Here is a 17,560-nt window from a genome sequence, read left to right as displayed (position 1 = left end):
CGCGCTGATCGAACGGCCCGCCTACCGGCGCGCGGCGCTGATCGTCACGGCACGCGACACGAGCCGCGTGCGCGACGCGCTGGCCGGCGCGATCGCGCGCGGCGAGACCGTCGTGACAATGGTCACCGACATCGGCGGCATCGACCGCGCGCACTTCGCCGGCATCGACAACTACCGGGCCGGGCGCACGGCCGGCTATTACATCGGCCGCCTGGCGGCACGCCCCGGCCGCGTGCTGCTGCTCGGCGGGCGCATGGGCTACCGCGCGCACGCCGACCGGATGGCCGGCTGCCGCGACCAGCTCGCCGAAGCGTTCGCGGCCGTCCGCTGCGACGACGAGCCGGTCGAGACGCTCGACCAGGACGATCGCTGCTACCGCGCGGTGACGAAGGCGCTGCAGGCGCACGACGACGTGGTCGCGATCTACAACAGCGGCGCCGGCTCGGCCGGCATCGAAGCGGCGCTGCGCAAGGCCGGCGCGGCCGGCCGCGTCGTGTGGATCGGCCACGAGATGATCGACCTGCACCGCAGCTTCATCGAATCCGGCGCGATGGATCTCGCGATCGACCAGGATCCGGACGGCCAGGTGATTTCCGCGCTGCAGCACGTGCTGCATGCGTGCGGGATCGTCGAACAGCCGCCACCGGCCGATCCGGTCGAATTCCGCGTGTTCTGTCCGGCAAACGTGAGAACGAGCGCCTACCTGCCGGCCTGAATTCGAACACCCGACACACCGTCTGTCGCGCCGCATGCGCATTGCGAAAAAATCGACCGCCGCATTGGCGATTTTTCGTCAACGTTTGTCATGCAGCCCGCGCCGCGCGTCCGTACATTGGGCAGCCAATCCCATGACAACGGCGGACAGGAGACGATGGCTGAACCGATCCTCATCGGCGTGAACCTCGACGGCGTGCTCGAACACGACGGCCTGCCGTTGCCCACACCCGCCGAACGCTTCCGGAGGGTCGCCGGCGCCGGTGTGTTCGACTACGTCGAGAAGAACCCGGCGCGCGGCGAGGACCTGTCGCCGTATTTCGCGCTGGTCGAACGCCATGCGCTGCCGATTCGCGTGATCGGCGGCATCTGGTGCGCGGGCCGTGACGAAACACACGTCGCCGAGATCATCGACGCGGGCGCGCGCTTCGGCAGCACGGTGCTCAACTGCCAGCTGCATGCGCATCACGCGGACGGCCATCCGCTGTCCGACCGCGAGATCGCCGATTTCTACCTGCAGACCTACGAGCGCGGCGAGCCGGCTGGCTGCCTGCCGAGCCTCGAAGTGCACGTCGACATGTGGAGCGAGGATTTCACGCGCATCGCACGCGTCGCACGGCTTGTCGAGCAGGCCGGCGTGCCGTTCCGGATCACGCTCGATCATTCGCACCTGCTGTTCAAGATCGGCAACCACACCGAACTCGATGCATCGGGCATCCGCGACGCGGCCGACGGCGGCCGACGGTTGCTCGACCCTGCATCGCCCGACGCCCTCTACGCCGACTGGATCGCGCGCAGCTGGGTCCGGCATGCACATGCGCGCAGCGTGATGCCGAACAATCCGGACAACCCGTGGATGCGCCGCGCCGACGGCAGGCCCGGGCGCGGCATACAGTACCCGTTCGTCGCGCCGGCTCCAGGCACCTATCACGGCGCATGGCGCGCGGATGAACTCGACACGTGGAAGGCCGCGCTTCGGCAGTTGCTGCACGCGCAGGCCCACGTACAGCCGGCGCGCGTCGAGCAGATCAGTTGCGAATTCATCCCGTTTCCCGACTACGGCGGCGGCGCGCGCTATTCGATCTTCGACAACAACGTTGCGTGCGCGCATTGGTTGCGCGACACGTGGCGTGCCCTCGCCGCGCCGCCGGCAGCCGACGTCGCGCACACCGGCACCTGATTCGCCCCGCCCCCACTCGAGACCCAAGGACAGAACGATGACGCAAGCCTTCCATTTTTCGCTGAACCGGATGAGCGCACCGCGCTTGCCGTTCGACCGTTACGTCGCGCTGTGCCAGCGCCTCGGCGTCGACACAATCGAGATCCGCAACGATCTCGACGGCGTCGAGATCACCGACGGCATGCCGGCCGCCGCCGTGCGCGCGACTGCCGAGGCCGGCGGCGTGACGATCCTGACGATCAACGCGCTGCAGCGCTTCGAGCAATGGAACGCCGAGCGCGCGGACGAGGCGACCGTGCTGGCCGACTACGCGGCGCAATGCGGCGCGCGTGCGCTGGTGCTGTGCCCGACCAACAGCCGGAGCGACACGCGCAGCGCGGACGTGCGCCACGCGGATCTCGTGAAGGCGCTGAAGGCGCTCAAACCGATCCTCGACGCGCGCGGCCTGCTCGGCTTCATCGAGCCGCTCGGCTTCGAGGAATGCGCGCTGCGCCGCAAGTCGGATGCGGTAAAAGGCATCTACGACGCGGCGGGCGAACAGGTGTTCCGCCTCGTGCACGACACGTTTCATCATCACCTGTCGGGCGAGGACATCTTCTTCCCGAACCTGACGGGCCTCGTGCACATCTCGGGCGTCGAGGAGGACGACCTGCCGGTCGACCGGATGCGCGACGGCCATCGTGTGCTGGTCAGCGGCGCCGACCGGCTCGGCAATATCCGGCAACTGCGCGAACTGCTTGCGCGCGGCTACCGCGGCGCGTTTTCGTTCGAGCCGTTCGCGCAAGAAATCGCCGAAGCCGACGACATCGAGAACCGGCTGCGGGCGAGCATCGACTACGTGCGCGGCGCACTGGCGAATCAATGAGTGCCGCCACGGTACACAGCCAACTGCAACTGCGTACCGGCGCAAATCCACGAAATCAACAGGAGAACGGAATGATCGAATTCGCGTTGTTCGGCGCGGGACGAATCGGCAAGATCCACGCGGCGAATCTCGCGCGCCATCCGGGCGCGAAGCTGAAGTACGTCGTCGACCGGCATGCGCCGTCGGCTGAAGCGCTGGCCCACGCGCACGGCGCGCAGGTGGCCGACGTCGAGCGCGCACTCGGCGATCCGGACGTCCGGGCGGTCGTGATCGCATCGAGCACCGACACGCATGCGGACCTGATCGTCGCGGCCGCGAATGCGGGCAAAGCCATATTCTGCGAGAAGCCCGTCGACCTGACCGTCGAGCGCTCGCGTGCGTGCGCGGACGCCGTCCGGCGCAGCGGCGTGATCTGCATGATCGGCTTCCAGCGCCGCTTCGACCCGACGTTCGCCGCGCTGAAGGCGCGCGTCGAGCGCGGCGAGATCGGCGCGCCCGAAATGCTGGTCGTCACGAGCCGCGATCCGGGCGCGCCGCCCGTCGACTACATCCGCAGTTCGGGCGGCATCTTCAAGGACATGCTGATCCACGATTTCGACGTGTTCCGCTGGATTCTCGGCGACGAAGCGCAGACGCTGCACGCGACCGGCAGCTGCCTGACCGATCCGGCCGTGCACGCCGCGGGCGACATCGATTCGACGGCCGTGACGATCCGCACGCGGCGCGGGCTGCTGTGCCAGATCAACACGTCGCGGCGCGCCGCGTACGGCTACGACCAGCGTTTCGAGCTGCTCGGCAGCAACGGAATGCTGCAGGCCGGCAACGTGCGGCCGACCGAGGTGAGCGCGTGGCTCGCGGCCGGCATCGCGACGGATGTGCCGGAGCCGTTCTTCCTCGAACGCTACCGGCATGCGTACGCGGCCGAGATCGCGCACTTCGTCGATGCGCTGCGCGACGGCACGCCGGTCCGCACGACGATCGACGACGGGCTCGCCGCGCTCGAACTGGCCGAGGCCGCGATGACGTCGTGGAAAACGGAGCGCGTAATCGAGCTGTGATGTCACCGGCGACAAGCGGTGACAGGCGGCGACAGGCGACGGCTAACCGCACAAGCGGGCCGCCGCCGGACGATCGGCAACCCATCCGGACGAGACGCGCTCAGCATGCGACCGCGTCGGGAAAATTTGCCGAAGCGTCGCGCGGCGTGCGCGTGAAAGCACGTATGATGGCGAATTGATCTGCGTCGCCGACATCCCGCTTTTTCACCACCATGCTCGATCACCTCATCTGCGACTGCGACGGCGTGCTCGTCGACAGCGAAATCATTGCCGACCGCGTCCTGCTCGACACGCTGTCCGCCACGTTCCCGAATCTCGACTTCGAAGCCGCCGCCAAGTCGGCGTTCGGCCAGCAGACGTCGCGCTTCCTGGCGGGAATCGAATCCCGCTTCGGGATCGAAATGCCGGCCAACTTCATCGAGACCATCGAGCACAACATCGAGAGCGCACTCGCGCAATCGCTCGCGCCGATCTCCGGCGTGCGCGACGCGCTGCTGAAGGTGAGCCTGCCGGCGGCCGTCGTGTCGAACAGCCGGCTCGCACGCGTGCGCAGCTCGCTGAAGCGCGCGGCGCTCACCGAGATCTTCGGCGATCGCGTGTTCAGCTCCGAACAGGTGGCACGGCCGAAGCCCTACCCCGACGTCTACCTGCATGCGGCGCACACGCTCGGCGTCGCGCCGGAGCGCTGCATCGTCGTCGAGGACAGCGTGTCGGGGCTGAATGCCGCGCGGGCGGCAGGCATGAAGACGATCGCGTTCGTCGGCGCGAGCCACATCCCCGACAATTACGCGGACGCGCTGCGCGCGATGGGCATCACGCGGATCATGCGCAGGATGGACGAACTGCCGGCGTTCGTCGAAGCCGGCATGCGCGGCGAATTCGGGGACGTACAGTCCTGATGGTCATGCCGGCCCGATCACGCTGATCGGGCCGATCCGGCGTGCGCCGGTTCACGCACGCCGTGTCACGGGCGCGAACGCGCCCGCCCTTCCTTTCCCTCAGGCCGGTTCGCAGCAGCGCTCGCGCGCGGCGGCCAGCGCCTCGCGGAACTCGACGAGCTCCGCGATCGTCAGCATCGGCAGCCCGTGCTGTTGCGCGAAACGCTCGACATCGTCGCCGCGCGTCATCGTGCCATCCGGATTCATCAGTTCGCACAGCACGCCGGCCGGCTTCAGGCCCGCGAGGATCGACAGGTCGACCGTGCCTTCGGTGTGACCGCGGCGCGCCAGCACGCCGCCCGGTTGCGCACGCAACGGAAACACGTGGCCCGGGCGCACGATGTCGTGCGGCTTCGCCCCTTCTGCGATCGCCGCGCGGATCGTCGTGACGCGATCGGCCGCCGATACGCCCGTATGCACGCCTTCGCGCGCCTCGATCGACACGGTGAACGCAGTGCCGTTGCGGCTCTCGTTGGTCTGCACCATCGGCGGCAGCTCGAGCGCACGCACGGTATCGTCGGTCAGGCACAGGCACACGATGCCGCTGCATTCGCGGATCAGCAGTGCCATCGTCTCGGGCGTGATGCACTCGGCGGCAACGATCAGGTCGGCTTCGTTCTCGCGGTCATGGTCGTCCTGCAGCACCACGGCACGGCCGGCGCGCATCGCTTCGAGCGCGGCGGCGATGCGCGGCGGCACCGGTTCGGAATCCAGCAACGGGAGATCGGCAAAGGCGTCGGCGGGTGCCGACGAAACGGACATCAAGGACATGTGAAACGCTCCTCGCAAATACGATTTGGGCGAAAAACGTTTCAGGGCATTGCAAACAGACAGAACGACAACCCGCTTCGCACACATCGCGAAGCGGCCCTGACGGACATGACTATCTGCACATCTTCTCTCATCCGGACTATGACCGTCGGCTCTGGCATTCGACCAGATCTGCTGACCCCGCGCGTTTGCGCGGGCGCTCGCGGGCTCGCCGGCTTACGCCAGCCTACCGCCGGTGGGGAATTTCACCCCGCCCTGAAGACGCACTGATTGCCGGATGGGCCAACCCCATCGACGGCGGGCCAAGCATACAACAGCTGCGCAGCGAACACTGCCTAAAACCTTACTGACGACTCCGTCTAACGGCATCGTCCAAACGGCCGACGGACGACCCGCGTGCTCGTCCGAACGGCGAGCACGCGAGCCGCTTCCGCGCGGCCTGCGTTGCGCGGTCAGCCGGCCGCGTGCGCGGCATGTGCCGCGTGCGCCGCATCGGGCACGAGCCAGCGCGGCGGCACCTCGGGGCTCACCGTCACGCGGAATGCGCGCGCCTCGCTGTCGCCCGGGTTGCGCAGGCTGTACGGCTGGTCGGCATCGAACACGATCGCATCGCCGGTCGCGAGCAACTGGCGGCGGTCGTGCACGCTGACTTCGAGCGTGCCCTCGCTGACGACGAGGTTGACCGTCGTGCCGGGCGCGCGGCGGGCGCCGGGCTCCGTATGCAGCGGCGCGATCCGCAGCTCGTGGAACTCGGCCGCGGCCGGCTCGCCTTCCGGGTACAGCGCCCGCGCCGAGAAGCGGCCGTTCGAGCTGACGACCCGCGACGCACGCTCGGCCGCCAGGTGCTCGAAGCCGTTCACCGCATGGCGCCGCAGGAACGCGGCGACCGATACCTTCAGCGCCGCGGCGATCTTGCAGAGCACCTTGATCGACGGCACGCTGCGCGCCGACTCGATCTGCGCGAGCATCGCGCGCGACACGCCGGACAGCCGCGCGAGCGCATCGAGCGACAATTGCCGCTCGGCGCGCAACCGCGCGAGGTTCACACCGACGACCTGTTCGAGAGCGTCGAGCGACGCGGACGCCCGCGCATCGGCGGCGTTGCCGGATTCGAAGGAAGACACGTCGCGCACGAGCGCCAGGGATGAAGACATAGCATTGCCTCCGGGCCGCGGTGCAGCCCTGCGTATGGGGTAAGCCGGGATCGGAATCGGGTTGCGCCAGCAACGGCGCGTATCGAAACGCTATCACCCGGCCTTGCACCGGCAAACGAAGTTATCTTCACACCGTTATCAGCATCGCGGAGGAATGCGTTCCTCGCGAACCTTTTCCCGCCGCTATCGCGTCGCGCCGGTGCCGCGCGTTGCACCGTTCATTGCGCCGCCGGCGCCGTGCCGCGCGCCGGCCCGCGCGCGTCGAGCCGCATCGCGAACCACGTGACGACGAGCGCCGCGAACGTCACCGCGACGGCCACCCAGGGCAGCGCATCGAGCGCCAGGCCGTGTTCCAGCGCAAGGCCGCCGAGCCACGCGCCGAGCGCATTGCCGACGTTGAACGCGCCGATGTTCAGCGTCGATGCGAGATGCGGCGCGCTCGCAGCCTTCTCGACCACGTGCGCCTGGAGCGGCGGCACCGTCGCAAATGCGGCGATCCCCCATACGAACACGGTGACGGCCGCCGCGACCGGATGGTGGCTCGTCGTGGCGAACACGACCATCACGGCCATCAGCGCAACGAGGATCGCGATCAGCGACGGCATCAGCGCGCGGTCGGCGAGCTTGCCGCCGAGCGTGTTGCCGATCGTCAGTCCCGCGCCGAACAGGACGAGGATCAGCGCGACCGCACGCGGCGAATAGCCCGACACGGTCTGGAGAATCGGCGCGATGTACGTGAACACGACGAACACGCCGCCGAAGCCGAGCACGGTCATCAGCAGTGCGAGCCACACCTGCGGCTCCTTCAGCACGCGCACTTCGTGGCCGAGGCCGACCGGCCCGCTGTCGTGGCGGTTCGGCACCAGCGCGGCGACGCCGCCGAGCGACAGCACGCCGAGCGCGGCGACGATCCAGAACGACGCGCGCCAGCCGAGCAACTGGCCGACGAAGGTGCCGAACGGAACGCCGAGCACGTTCGACAGCGTGAGCCCCGTGAACATCAGCGCGATCGCGCTCGCACGCTTGTCGGCCGGCACGAGCGACGCGGCGACCACCGCGCCGATCCCGAAGAACGACCCGTGCGCGAACGACGTGACGACGCGCGCGACCATCAGCATCGCGTAGCCGGACGCGGTCGCGCACAGCACGTTGCCGACGATGAAGATCGCCATCAGACACTGCAGCGCGGCCTTGCGCGGCATGCGGCTCGTCAGCACCGCGAGCAGCGGCGCGCCGGCCGCGACACCGAGTGCGTAGCCCGTGACCAGCAGGCCGGCCGACGGCAGCGACACGGCCAGGTCGCGCGCGACTTCGGGCAACAGGCCCATGATGATGAACTCGGTGGTACCGATGGCGAAGGCGCTGATCGCAAGCGCCAGTAACGGAATGGGCATGTCGTTCTCCGGAAGGCGGCGGACGCGGCGCCCGGTCGGTGCCGCACCGCACAAAAGGCAGGATGTGCGCATTGTCCCGAAGATGCCGATATTTGATAATTGGCGTGGCATTTGAACCATTTTCAAATATTTCTGGAAAATCGTATGGATCGACTGGGCGACATCCGGCTGTTCGTCGAGGCGGCCGAACTGGGTAGCCTGTCCGCCGCCGGGCGCAAGCTGAACCTCACGCCGGCCGCCGCGAGCGCGCGCCTCGCGAAGCTCGAGGCGGCGGTCGCCACGCGGCTGTTCGACCGTTCGACCCGGCAGTTGCGGCTCACCGACGAGGGCCGCCTGTACCTGACCGGTTGCCGGCAGGCATTGCAGGCGCTCGACGACGCGAACGCGCTGCTGCAGGCCGGCCGCAACGTCGTCGGCGGCCGGGTGCGGCTGTCGGCGACGTCCGATTTCGGCCGCCGCCGGCTGCTCGACTGGCTCGACGAATTCACCGCGCGCTACCCGGACGTGACGTTCTCGCTGACGGCGTCCGACTCGACGGTGAACCTGTGGCAGGACGAGATCGACCTCGCGATCCGCTTCGCGGCGCCGCCCGACGGCGCGCTGATCGCCCGCCGGCTCGCCGCGGACCGGCGCGTGCCGTGCGCGGCGCCGTCTTTCATCGAACGCCACGGCGTGCCGAGTGACCCGCACGATCTGGCCCGCTTTCCGTGCAACGTGATCACGGTGGCGTCCGGCCCGATGAACACGTGGCGCTTCACGCGCGGCGACCGAGGCGACGAAATGCAGACCTGCACGGTGCCGCTCGCCACCGCGTTCGAGACCAACGACGGCGGCCTTGCCCGCGAGTGGGCGCTGCGCGGCCGCGGCATCGTGCTGAACTCGATCTGGGATGTCGCCGACGACATCCGCGCCGGGCGGCTCAAGGTCCTGTTGCCCGACTGGCGGCACCAGAGCGCGCCGCTGCACGCGATTTATCCGGGCAAGCGCTACATGGCGCCGCGCGTGCGCGTGCTGCTCGACTTTCTCGCCGAACGCTTCGCGCGCGAGGAAGCCGCGCTCGACGACCTGCTGAACGCGTGCCGCTGACGGCCGGCCCGCCACCATGCAGGGGTCGGAACGTGAAAACCGGCGTCGCGCGCCCGCAACCGACCGCCCGTCCGTCGGGGCGTGAAAAGCTATAATGGAAGGCTTTCCCGACGGCCTTTCCTGTCCGATGCGCGCAATTCGCGCGCCGCGCACGGCCGTCCCGATTCACTCTTGACGACGCCCCCAGGTCAACCACTGCGAACGGCGAACCCCCATGACCAAGAAAGTTTACGTAAAGACCTTCGGCTGCCAGATGAACGAGTACGACTCGGACAAGATGGTGGACGTGCTGAATGCGGCCGAAGGCCTCGAAAAGACCGATACGCCGGAAGACGCGGACATCATCCTGTTCAACACCTGCTCGGTGCGTGAAAAGGCGCAGGAGAAGGTGTTCTCCGATCTCGGCCGCGTGCGCGAACTGAAGGAAGCGAAGCCCGGCCTGCTGATCGGTGTCGGCGGCTGCGTGGCCAGCCAGGAAGGCGCATCGATCGTGTCGCGCGCGCCGTACGTCGACCTCGTGTTCGGCCCGCAAACCCTGCACCGCCTGCCGCAGATGATCGACGCGCGCCGCGAAAGCGGCCGTGCGCAGGTCGACATCTCGTTCCCCGAAATCGAGAAGTTCGACCACCTGCCGCCCGCGCGCGTCGAGGGGCCGAGCGCGTTCGTGTCGATCATGGAAGGCTGCTCGAAGTACTGCAGCTACTGCGTGGTGCCGTACACGCGCGGCGATGAAGTGTCGCGCCCGCTCGACGACGTGCTGACCGAAGTGGCCGGCCTCGCCGACCAGGGCGTGCGCGAAGTCACGCTGCTCGGCCAGAACGTGAACGCGTATCGCGGCGCGCTGGCGGCCGGCTCGTCGGAAATCGCCGATTTCGCGACGCTGATCGAATACGTCGCCGACATCCCCGGCATCGAGCGGATCCGCTACACGACGTCGCATCCGAAGGAATTCACGCAGCGCCTGATCGACACCTACGCAAAGGTGCCGAAGCTCGTGAGCCATCTGCACCTGCCCGTCCAGCACGGCTCCGACCGCATCCTGATGGCGATGAAGCGCGGCTACACGGTGCTCGAATACAAGTCGGTGATCCGCAAGCTGCGCGCGATCCGCCCGGACCTGTCGCTGTCGACCGACATGATCGTCGGCTTCCCCGGCGAGACCGAGGACGATTTCGACAAGATGATGGCGCTCGTGCACGAGATGAGCTACGACACCAGCTTCTCGTTCATCTACAGCCCGCGCCCCGGCACGCCGGCCGCGAACCTGCACGACGACACGCCGCGCGAAGTGAAGCTCAAACGCCTGCAACATCTGCAGGCGACCATCGAGGAAAACGTCGCGCGCATCAGCCAGTCGATGGTCGGGAAGGTCGAGCGGATCCTCGTCGAGGGCCCGTCGCGCAAGGACCCGAACGAACTCGCGGGCCGTACCGAGAACAACCGGGTCGTGAATTTCCCGGCGCCGCTCGCGTCGCACCCGCGCCTGATCGGCCAGATGATCGACGTGAAGATCAACCACGCCTACCCGCATTCGCTGCGCGGCGAGCTCGTGCTCGTCAGCGACGACGCGAGCGCGGCCACGCACTGACGCTCAACAGGAGCCCGACGCCACTTTGAAGCCGACCCAAGCACTGGAATTCGTCGCGCCGCGCGACGACAACGCGCGCCTCGCCAACCTCTGCGGCCCGCTCGACGAGAACCTGCGGCAGATCGAACAGGCGCTCGACGTCACGCTGTCGCGACGCGGCCACCGGATCGCGATCCGCGGGCGCGGCGCCAAGCTCGCGCTCACCGCACTCGAGAACTTCTACAACCGCGCGCGCGATGCGCTGTCGGTCGACGACATCCAGCTCGCGCTGGTCGAAGTGCGCCATACGTCCGGCAACGGCCGCCAGGACACGCTCGACGTGCGCTTTCGCGGCGACCCCGACCATCCGTTCGACGAGCCCGTCGTGCAGCTCGACGCCAGCGAGCCGGACGAGGAGCCCGCGCCGAAGCTCTACACGCGGCGCGCCGACCTGCGCGGCCGCACGCCGGCGCAGCGCGAGTACCTGAAGCAGATCCTGTCGCACGACGTGACGTTCGGCATCGGGCCGGCCGGCACCGGCAAGACCTACCTCGCGGTCGCGTGCGCGGTCGACGCGCTCGAGCGCGACCAGGTCAAGCGGATCGTGCTGACGCGCCCGGCCGTCGAGGCCGGCGAGCGGCTCGGCTTCCTGCCGGGCGATCTCGCGCAGAAGGTCGACCCGTACCTGCGTCCGCTGTACGACGCGCTGTACGACCTGCTCGGCTTCGACAAGACGGCGAAGATGTTCGAGCGCCAGATGATCGAGATCGCGCCGCTCGCGTACATGCGCGGCCGCACGCTGAACCACGCGTTCATCATCCTCGACGAGGCGCAGAACACGACGCCCGAGCAGATGAAGATGTTCCTCACGCGGATCGGCTTCGGCTCGAAGGCGGTGGTGACCGGCGACACGAGCCAGGTCGACCTGCCGCGCGGCCACAAGAGCGGCCTCGTCGAGGCGCAGCAGGTGCTCGGCGGCGTGCGCGGCATCGCGCTCACGCGCTTCACGAGCGCGGACGTCGTGCGCCATCCGCTCGTCGCGCGCATCGTCGAGGCGTACGACGAATTCCACGCGCAGCACCAGGACGGCTGACCGGCCGGCGGCACCTGTACGCCGCCCCGGCATGACGGCCCGGCCCGGCCCGCCAGACGGCGCGCCGGGCTTTTTTTCGCCTGTGTGAATTCGGGTGCGATCGGCCGTTTGGTGTATCCTCAACGCGTCCTAATCGCCGCACGCGTCATGAAATCCTCCCGTTCCCGCAAGTCCGAGCGCGCCAAGTCCGCCGCGCCCGCCTCCCCCCGCCTGTCGCTGTTCGATGCGAAGGGCAAGGCCCGGACCGTCAACGCGCAAGGGCTGCGAATCGACTTCCCGGATGGCCGCAGCCTGATGTTCGACCTGTCGGGCAGTTCGGGAGAAGCCGCCGTCGCGATCGTCGCGCAGCACAACGATCCGGTCATGCGCGCGAAGCTCGCGCTGCAGCCCGAGCACTACGACAGCGTGACGCTGCACGTGGGTGCCGAGCCCGCCCCGCGCGAAGACGACACCGAAGACGCGCTGCGCGAGCCGGAGCTCGACCTGTCCGTGCAATACGGTGATGAAATCACGAGCGACGTGCGCAAGACGCTGCCGAAGCGCAAGCTGATCGCCGAGTGGATCGAGCCCGCGCTGTTCGCCAGCGCGCAGCTCACCGTGCGCTTCGTCGGCGAAGAAGAAGGCCGCACGCTGAACGCCGGCTACCGCCACAAGGACTACCCGACCAACGTGCTGACCTTCGCGTACGACGCGGCACCCGACGGCACCGTGATCGGCGACCTCGTGCTGTGCTGCCCGGTCGTCGAGAAGGAAGCGCACGACCAGGGCAAGCCGCTCACGGCCCACTACGCGCACCTGCTGGTGCACGGCGCGCTGCACGCGCAGGGCTACGACCACGAGACGAGCGACGAGGACGCAGCCGAAATGGAAGCGCTCGAAGTCGACATCCTCGCGAAGCTGGGTTTCCCGAACCCGTACCAGTAAGCCCTCCGCCCGATGCGTAACGCCGCGATGCTGCCGCCCGCCTACCCGCCGTCGATCGGCGAAGGCCGTCTGCTGACGGAAGACGAGCTCGCGGCGTCGCTCGCGCACACGATGCGCGACTGGGACGGCCAGCAGGATCTCTGGCTGTTCGGCTATGGCTCGCTGATCTGGAACCCGGGGTTGCCGACCGTCGCCGCTGTGCGCGGCAAGGTGCACGGCTATCACCGCGGGCTCTACCTGTGGTCGCGCGTGAACCGCGGCACCCCCGAACGCCCGGGCCTCGTGCTCGCGCTCGATCGCGGCGGCTCCTGCTCGGGCATCGCGTTCCGGCTCGCCGGCCCGACTGCGCAACCGCACCTCGAAACGTTGTGGAAGCGCGAAATGCCGATGGGTTCATACCGGCCTGCGTGGCTGCCATGCTCGCTGGAAAACGGCGAACGCGTGAACGCGCTCGCGTTCGTGATGCGCCGCGATGCGCCCACCTACACGGGCAAGCTGACCGATCCCGTCGTGAAGGAAGTGTTCAGCTGCGCGGCCGGCCGTTACGGCACGACGCTCGACTACGTGAGCCGCACGGTCGACGCGCTGCGCGCGAGCGGCATCCCCGATCGCGCACTCGAAGGGCTGCTCGCGCGATGCCGGTGATGCGGCACGGCGCCCGGCTTGCCACCACGCGCTGCCGCGCCGCGTGCGCATTCGAACGAGGGCACTCCCGATGATGAAACCGTCACGCTGGTCGCATTGCAAGATTGCCGCGCTGATCGTCGCCGCGAGCGTCGCGCTGTCCGGCTGCGGAATCCTGGGCTGCGGCGGCGCCGCGACCAACGGCGCGGCCGCCGGCGGCTGCTCGGCCGGCATGCGGTTCTGAACCGCGGCGCGGCGACACAACCCGCGTGCGACAGAATGCCGCCCCGGGCCGCCTCCGCCGGACGTTTTCCCGCGTCACGGCGCCCCGCCCCTTCCGCACCCGTTTTTTGCCGCCGCTGCCCCGCCGCGCTTTTCTGAGATAGGATGGAACCGAGGACGATGCCGCGCCCGGCGCGGCCGTCCGCGAGCGGGCCCGCGCGAGCCGCGCACCCTGGCCGTGCGGCCGGTGTGACACGGTCGCGTCGTGCCCTTGGTGTATCCTTGCCTACTCCGTGACAGCGCGCTCCGGCATGACCCGGGCGCACCACCATGAACGATTCGTATCCCAGTCGTAAGCTAACCGACAAACCGCAAGAAAAGCGCTCGCTGCTCGAGCGCCTGACCGACTTCATCTCGCCCGAGCCCGAATCCCGCGGCGAGTTGCTGGAAATCCTCCAGGATGCCCACGAGCGCAACCTGATCGACGCCGATTCGCTGTCGATGATCGAAGGCGTTTTCCAGGTATCCGACCTGTGCGCACGCGACATCATGGTGCCGCGCGCCCAGATGGACGCGATCAACATCGCCGACAAGCCCGAAGATTTCATCCCGTTCGTCCTCGAGAAGGCGCACTCGCGCTACCCCGTGTACGAGGAGAACCGCGACAACGTCATCGGCGTGCTGCTCGCGAAGGATCTGCTGCGTTTCTATGCCGAAGAGGAATTCGACGTGCGCGGGATGCTGCGCCCGGCCGTGTTCATTCCCGAATCGAAGCGCCTGAACGTGCTGCTGCACGACTTCCGCGTGAACCGCAATCACCTCGCGATCGTCGTCGACGAATACGGCGGCGTCGCGGGCCTGATCACGATCGAGGACGTGCTCGAGCAGATCGTCGGCGACATCGAGGACGAATACGACTTCGACGAGGAAGCCGGCAACATCATCTCGGGGCCCGACGGCCGCTACCGCGTGCGTGCGCTCACCGAGATCGAGCAGTTCAACGAGACGTTCGGCACCGATTTCCCCGACGACGAAGTCGACACGATCGGCGGGCTGATCACGCATCATTTCGGCCGCGTCCCGCATCGCGGCGAGAAGCTGCAGCTCGGCAATCTCGTGTTCGAGATCCAGCGCGGCGATGCACGCCAGGTCCACGTACTGCTGGTGCGCCGCAACCCGCTCGCCAGCCGTCGGGCCGAAGCCTCGCACGAGGACTGACCGTCGCGCGCCAGCCGCGCGTTCCACAACCGCTCGCCCTCTTCCGCTTCACATGGACGATCCGATCCTGTCCCGCCCGGCTGGCGGCCTTCTCGCGCCGACACCCGGCCGCGCGCTGCCGCGCTGGCACTATCCGGCCGCGCTGCTCGCCGGCGCAGCCAATACGCTCAGCTTCGCACCGACGCCGCATGGCGGCTGGCTGCAACTCGTCGTATTCGTCTGGTTTTTCGCGCAGCTCACACGCACCGCAAGCTGGCGCAGCGCCGCGCTCACCGGCGGCGCGTTCGGCTTCGGCAACTTCATCACCGGCGTCTGGTGGCTCTACATCAGCATGCACGTGTACGGCGAGATGGCCGCGCCGCTCGCGGGCGGCGCGCTCGTGCTGTTCTCGCTGTACCTGTCGCTATACCCGGCGTTCTCCGCCGGGCTGTGGTCGTTCTGCGCGGGCCATGCGTGGCATCGCCGCACGCCCGACCCGCGGCCGTTCTCGCCGACCTGGCACGGCGCATTCGCGTTCGCGAGCGCCTGGGCACTCGGCGAATGGCTGCGCGGCACCGTCCTCACCGGCTTCCCGTGGCTTGCCAGCGGCTATCCGCAGGTCGACGGCCCGTTCGCGGGCTTCGCGCCGGTCGCCGGCGTGTACGGAATCGCGTGGGTGCTCGCGCTGTTCGCCGCGCTCGTCGTGCAGGCGCTCGCCGCCGCCCGGCCGTCGCCGCTCGCCGAGCCCCGCGCCGGCAATGCGCGCGTGCGCATCGCCGCGCCGGCCGGCATCGCGGTCGCGCTGATCGCGGTCGGTCTCGGGCTGTCGCAGGTCACGTGGACGGTGCCCGCGAACAAGCCGCTCACGGTGCGGCTGCTGCAGGGCAACGTGAAGCAGGACATCAAGTTCGAGGAAGCGGGCATCGACGCGGCGATCAAGATGTACACGCAGATGATCATCGAGAAGCCGGCCGACCTGATCGTCACGCCCGAAACCGCGATCGCGGTGATGATCCAGGAGCTGCCCGAGCCGTTCGCCGTCGCGATCCGCAAGTTCAGCGACACGACGGGCTCGTCCGTGCTGTTCGGCGCGGTCGGCGCATCGGTGACCGAGGACGGCCACTACGTCGACTATACGAACAGCCTGTACGGCGTGACGCCGAATTCGCGCGACATCTATCACTACGACAAGCACCACCTCGTGCCCTTCGGCGAATTCATCCCGTGGGGCTTCCGGTGGTTCGTCGACCTGATGAAGATGCCGCTCGGCGACTTCGCGCGCGGCGCACTCGTGCAGAAGCCGTTCCTCGTGCACAACCAGCCCGTGATGGCCGACATCTGCTACGAGGACTTGTTCGGCGAGGAAATCGCCGCGACGATCCGCGACAATCCGCAGCCGCCGGGCGTTCTCGTCAACGTGACGAACCTCGCGTGGTTCGGCGACACGATCGCGCTCGACCAGCACCTGCAGATCGCGCGGATGCGCTCGCTCGAGACGGGCCGGCCGATGCTGCGCTCGACCAACACGGGGATGACGGCCGCGATCGATGCGCAAGGCCGCGTGCTCGGGCAGCTGAAGCCGTTCACGATCGGCTCGCTCGACGTGCGGATCGAAGGCACCAGCGGCTTCACGCCCTACGTGACGAGCGGCAACAACATCGTGCTCGCGGCGTCGCTCGTGCTGCTCGCGTTCGGCTTCACGTTCGGCCCCGGGCTGCGCCGGCGCAACGGCAAGAAGAACGGCGACGCCCAGCCGGAATGACGCAACGGGCGGCCGCTGCGCAGTGCGTGGCGGCCGCCGCCGAATGCGACATGCTGCAACCTGCAGCGGCGGCCCGCGGCCGCGAAACGGCCGGCTGCTCAGGCCTCCCGGGTCGCCTCCTCCGATTGAACCGGCTGCGCGGCGAGGCGCCGCAGGTCGCGGCTCACCGCCTCCATCACCGGTTCCCACGCGCCGAACACCGGTTGCCGGTACAGCGTCGCGGTCGGGTACCACGGGCTGTCCTTGCGTTCGAGCAGCCACGGCCAGTGCGGATTCACGTCGAGCAGCACCCAGGTGCGCGCGCCGAGCGCACCCGCCAGGTGCGCGACCGACGTGCACACGGTGATCACGAGATCCAGCGCACCGATGAACGCGGCCGTATCGTCGAAGCTCGTCAGTTCCGCCGTGACGTCCTCGATCGCGAAGCCCGCCGCGCGCGCCGCCTCGACATCCGCGTTCGCGCCCGGCTGCAGCGAATAAAACGCGACGCCGTCGATCCCGCGGAACGCGTCGGCATAGCGCTCGAGCCCGACCCGCCGGAACGGATTGCGCTGGTGCCCCGCGCTGCCCGTCCACACGAGCCCGACCTTCAGCCGGCGGTCGCCCGCGAGCCGCGCGCGCCACGCATCGCGCGCATGCGGATCGGCCCGCAGATACGGCACCGACGACGCGTGCGTCGACGCTTCCATGCCGAGCATCAGCGGCAGGCCGATCAGCGGTACTTCGTAATCGAAGGCCGGCAGCAATTCGACGCCGCCGCCCGCGCTGAACGCGTCCGCATGCGCGCCGAGGCTGCGCTGCATCAGCGTGCCCACCAACGGGAACGTATTCCAGATGAGCCGGCCGCCCTCGCGATGCACGCGCTCGGCGAGCGGCGCGACGAAGCGGCAGAACTGCAGCACGTCGCCGAGCCCCTGCTCGCCCCACACGAGCAGCGTCTTGCCGGCGAGCGGCTCGCCCTGCCAGCGCGGGCCCGGCAGCACCGGCCGGCGGCCGCGCAACTCGCCCGCG

16 protein-coding genes, 1 pseudogene and 1 riboswitch are annotated in these 17,560 nt (G+C 68.7%); of the genes and pseudogenes, 13 read left to right on the top strand and 4 right to left on the bottom strand.

The window, feature by feature from the left end; genetic code table 11:
- The 5 genes from F3J15_RS33845 to F3J15_RS33825 form a co-directional block, all read left to right on the top strand.
- Positions 1–715: substrate-binding domain-containing protein (locus F3J15_RS33845; protein WP_166896681.1), on the top strand; the 715-nt coding region annotated here is incomplete at its 5' end.
- A gap of 156 nt (positions 716–871) precedes the next feature.
- Entirely contained in the window at positions 872–1,894 is a 1,023-nt protein-coding gene (locus F3J15_RS33840) for a xylose isomerase (protein ID WP_166896679.1), read from the top strand.
- Between the two features lie 37 nt (positions 1,895–1,931).
- A complete protein-coding gene (locus F3J15_RS33835; protein WP_166896676.1) occupies positions 1,932–2,759 on the top strand; it encodes a TIM barrel protein in 828 nt (275 codons plus the stop codon).
- 71 nt (positions 2,760–2,830) lie between these two features.
- Positions 2,831–3,817 (top strand): inositol 2-dehydrogenase, encoded by a 987-nt coding sequence (iolG, locus tag F3J15_RS33830; RefSeq protein WP_166896674.1) that lies wholly within the window; start codon positions 2,831–2,833, stop codon positions 3,815–3,817.
- Between the two features lie 212 nt (positions 3,818–4,029).
- Entirely contained in the window at positions 4,030–4,716 is a 687-nt protein-coding gene (locus F3J15_RS33825) for an HAD-IA family hydrolase (protein WP_069248801.1), read from the top strand.
- Positions 4,717–4,815: 99 nt separating this feature from the next.
- Here the strand turns inward: F3J15_RS33825 and ribB are convergent, their stop codons facing one another.
- The 3 genes from ribB to F3J15_RS33810 form a co-directional block, all read right to left on the bottom strand.
- Complete coding sequence (gene ribB / locus F3J15_RS33820; RefSeq protein WP_166896672.1) at positions 4,816–5,526, bottom strand: 3,4-dihydroxy-2-butanone-4-phosphate synthase; 711 nt, start codon at positions 5,524–5,526, stop codon at positions 4,816–4,818.
- 118 nt (positions 5,527–5,644) lie between these two features.
- Positions 5,645–5,793, bottom strand: a riboswitch (FMN riboswitch).
- Between the two features lie 185 nt (positions 5,794–5,978).
- A complete protein-coding gene (locus F3J15_RS33815) occupies positions 5,979–6,680 on the bottom strand; it encodes an XRE family transcriptional regulator (RefSeq protein ID WP_089446361.1) in 702 nt (233 codons plus the stop codon).
- Between the two features lie 218 nt (positions 6,681–6,898).
- A complete protein-coding gene (locus F3J15_RS33810; protein WP_166896670.1) occupies positions 6,899–8,074 on the bottom strand; it encodes an MFS transporter in 1,176 nt (391 codons plus the stop codon).
- Between the two features lie 144 nt (positions 8,075–8,218).
- On the opposite strand from F3J15_RS33810, the gene F3J15_RS33805 reads away from it, so the two are divergent.
- The 8 genes from F3J15_RS33805 to lnt all read left to right on the top strand — a co-directional run bounded on the left by F3J15_RS33805 (position 8,219) and on the right by lnt (position 16,549).
- A complete protein-coding gene (locus F3J15_RS33805) occupies positions 8,219–9,160 on the top strand; it encodes a LysR family transcriptional regulator (protein ID WP_166896668.1) in 942 nt (313 codons plus the stop codon).
- 214 nt (positions 9,161–9,374) lie between these two features.
- Positions 9,375–10,748: a tRNA (N6-isopentenyl adenosine(37)-C2)-methylthiotransferase MiaB gene (gene miaB, locus F3J15_RS33800; RefSeq protein WP_039360028.1), complete on the top strand. Its 1,374-nt coding sequence runs from the start codon at positions 9,375–9,377 to the stop codon at positions 10,746–10,748.
- Positions 10,749–10,773: 25 nt separating this feature from the next.
- Complete coding sequence (locus F3J15_RS33795; protein ID WP_069248806.1) at positions 10,774–11,820, top strand: PhoH family protein; 1,047 nt, start codon at positions 10,774–10,776, stop codon at positions 11,818–11,820.
- Positions 11,821–11,967: 147 nt separating this feature from the next.
- Complete coding sequence (gene ybeY, locus F3J15_RS33790; protein ID WP_166896666.1) at positions 11,968–12,744, top strand: rRNA maturation RNase YbeY; 777 nt, start codon at positions 11,968–11,970, stop codon at positions 12,742–12,744.
- Positions 12,745–12,756: 12 nt separating this feature from the next.
- Positions 12,757–13,389 (top strand): gamma-glutamylcyclotransferase, encoded by a 633-nt coding sequence (locus F3J15_RS33785; RefSeq protein WP_089446364.1) that lies wholly within the window; start codon positions 12,757–12,759, stop codon positions 13,387–13,389.
- Between the two features lie 70 nt (positions 13,390–13,459).
- Positions 13,460–13,612, top strand: coding sequence for a hypothetical protein (locus F3J15_RS33780; protein WP_166896662.1), 153 nt, complete (start codon positions 13,460–13,462; stop codon positions 13,610–13,612).
- Positions 13,613–13,920: 308 nt separating this feature from the next.
- Positions 13,921–14,808 (top strand): transporter associated domain-containing protein, encoded by an 888-nt coding sequence (locus F3J15_RS33775; protein WP_039360042.1) that lies wholly within the window; start codon positions 13,921–13,923, stop codon positions 14,806–14,808.
- Between the two features lie 52 nt (positions 14,809–14,860).
- The gene (gene lnt / locus F3J15_RS33770; protein ID WP_166896664.1) at positions 14,861–16,549 is read left to right on the top strand and encodes an apolipoprotein N-acyltransferase; all 1,689 of its coding nucleotides are present in this window, start codon (positions 14,861–14,863) and stop codon (positions 16,547–16,549) included.
- Positions 16,550–16,647: 98 nt separating this feature from the next.
- Here the strand turns inward: lnt and F3J15_RS33765 are convergent.
- Positions 16,648–17,560, bottom strand: a pseudogene (locus F3J15_RS33765) (hypothetical protein); the annotation flags it as partial.

This window comes from Burkholderia sp. Ap-955 (assembly GCF_011753045.1).
GTDB classification, from domain to species: Bacteria; Pseudomonadota; Gammaproteobacteria; order Burkholderiales; family Burkholderiaceae; genus Burkholderia; species Burkholderia lata_D.
Note: the sequence above shows the minus strand (reverse complement) of the source record. Positions and strands in the feature narration are given on the sequence as shown.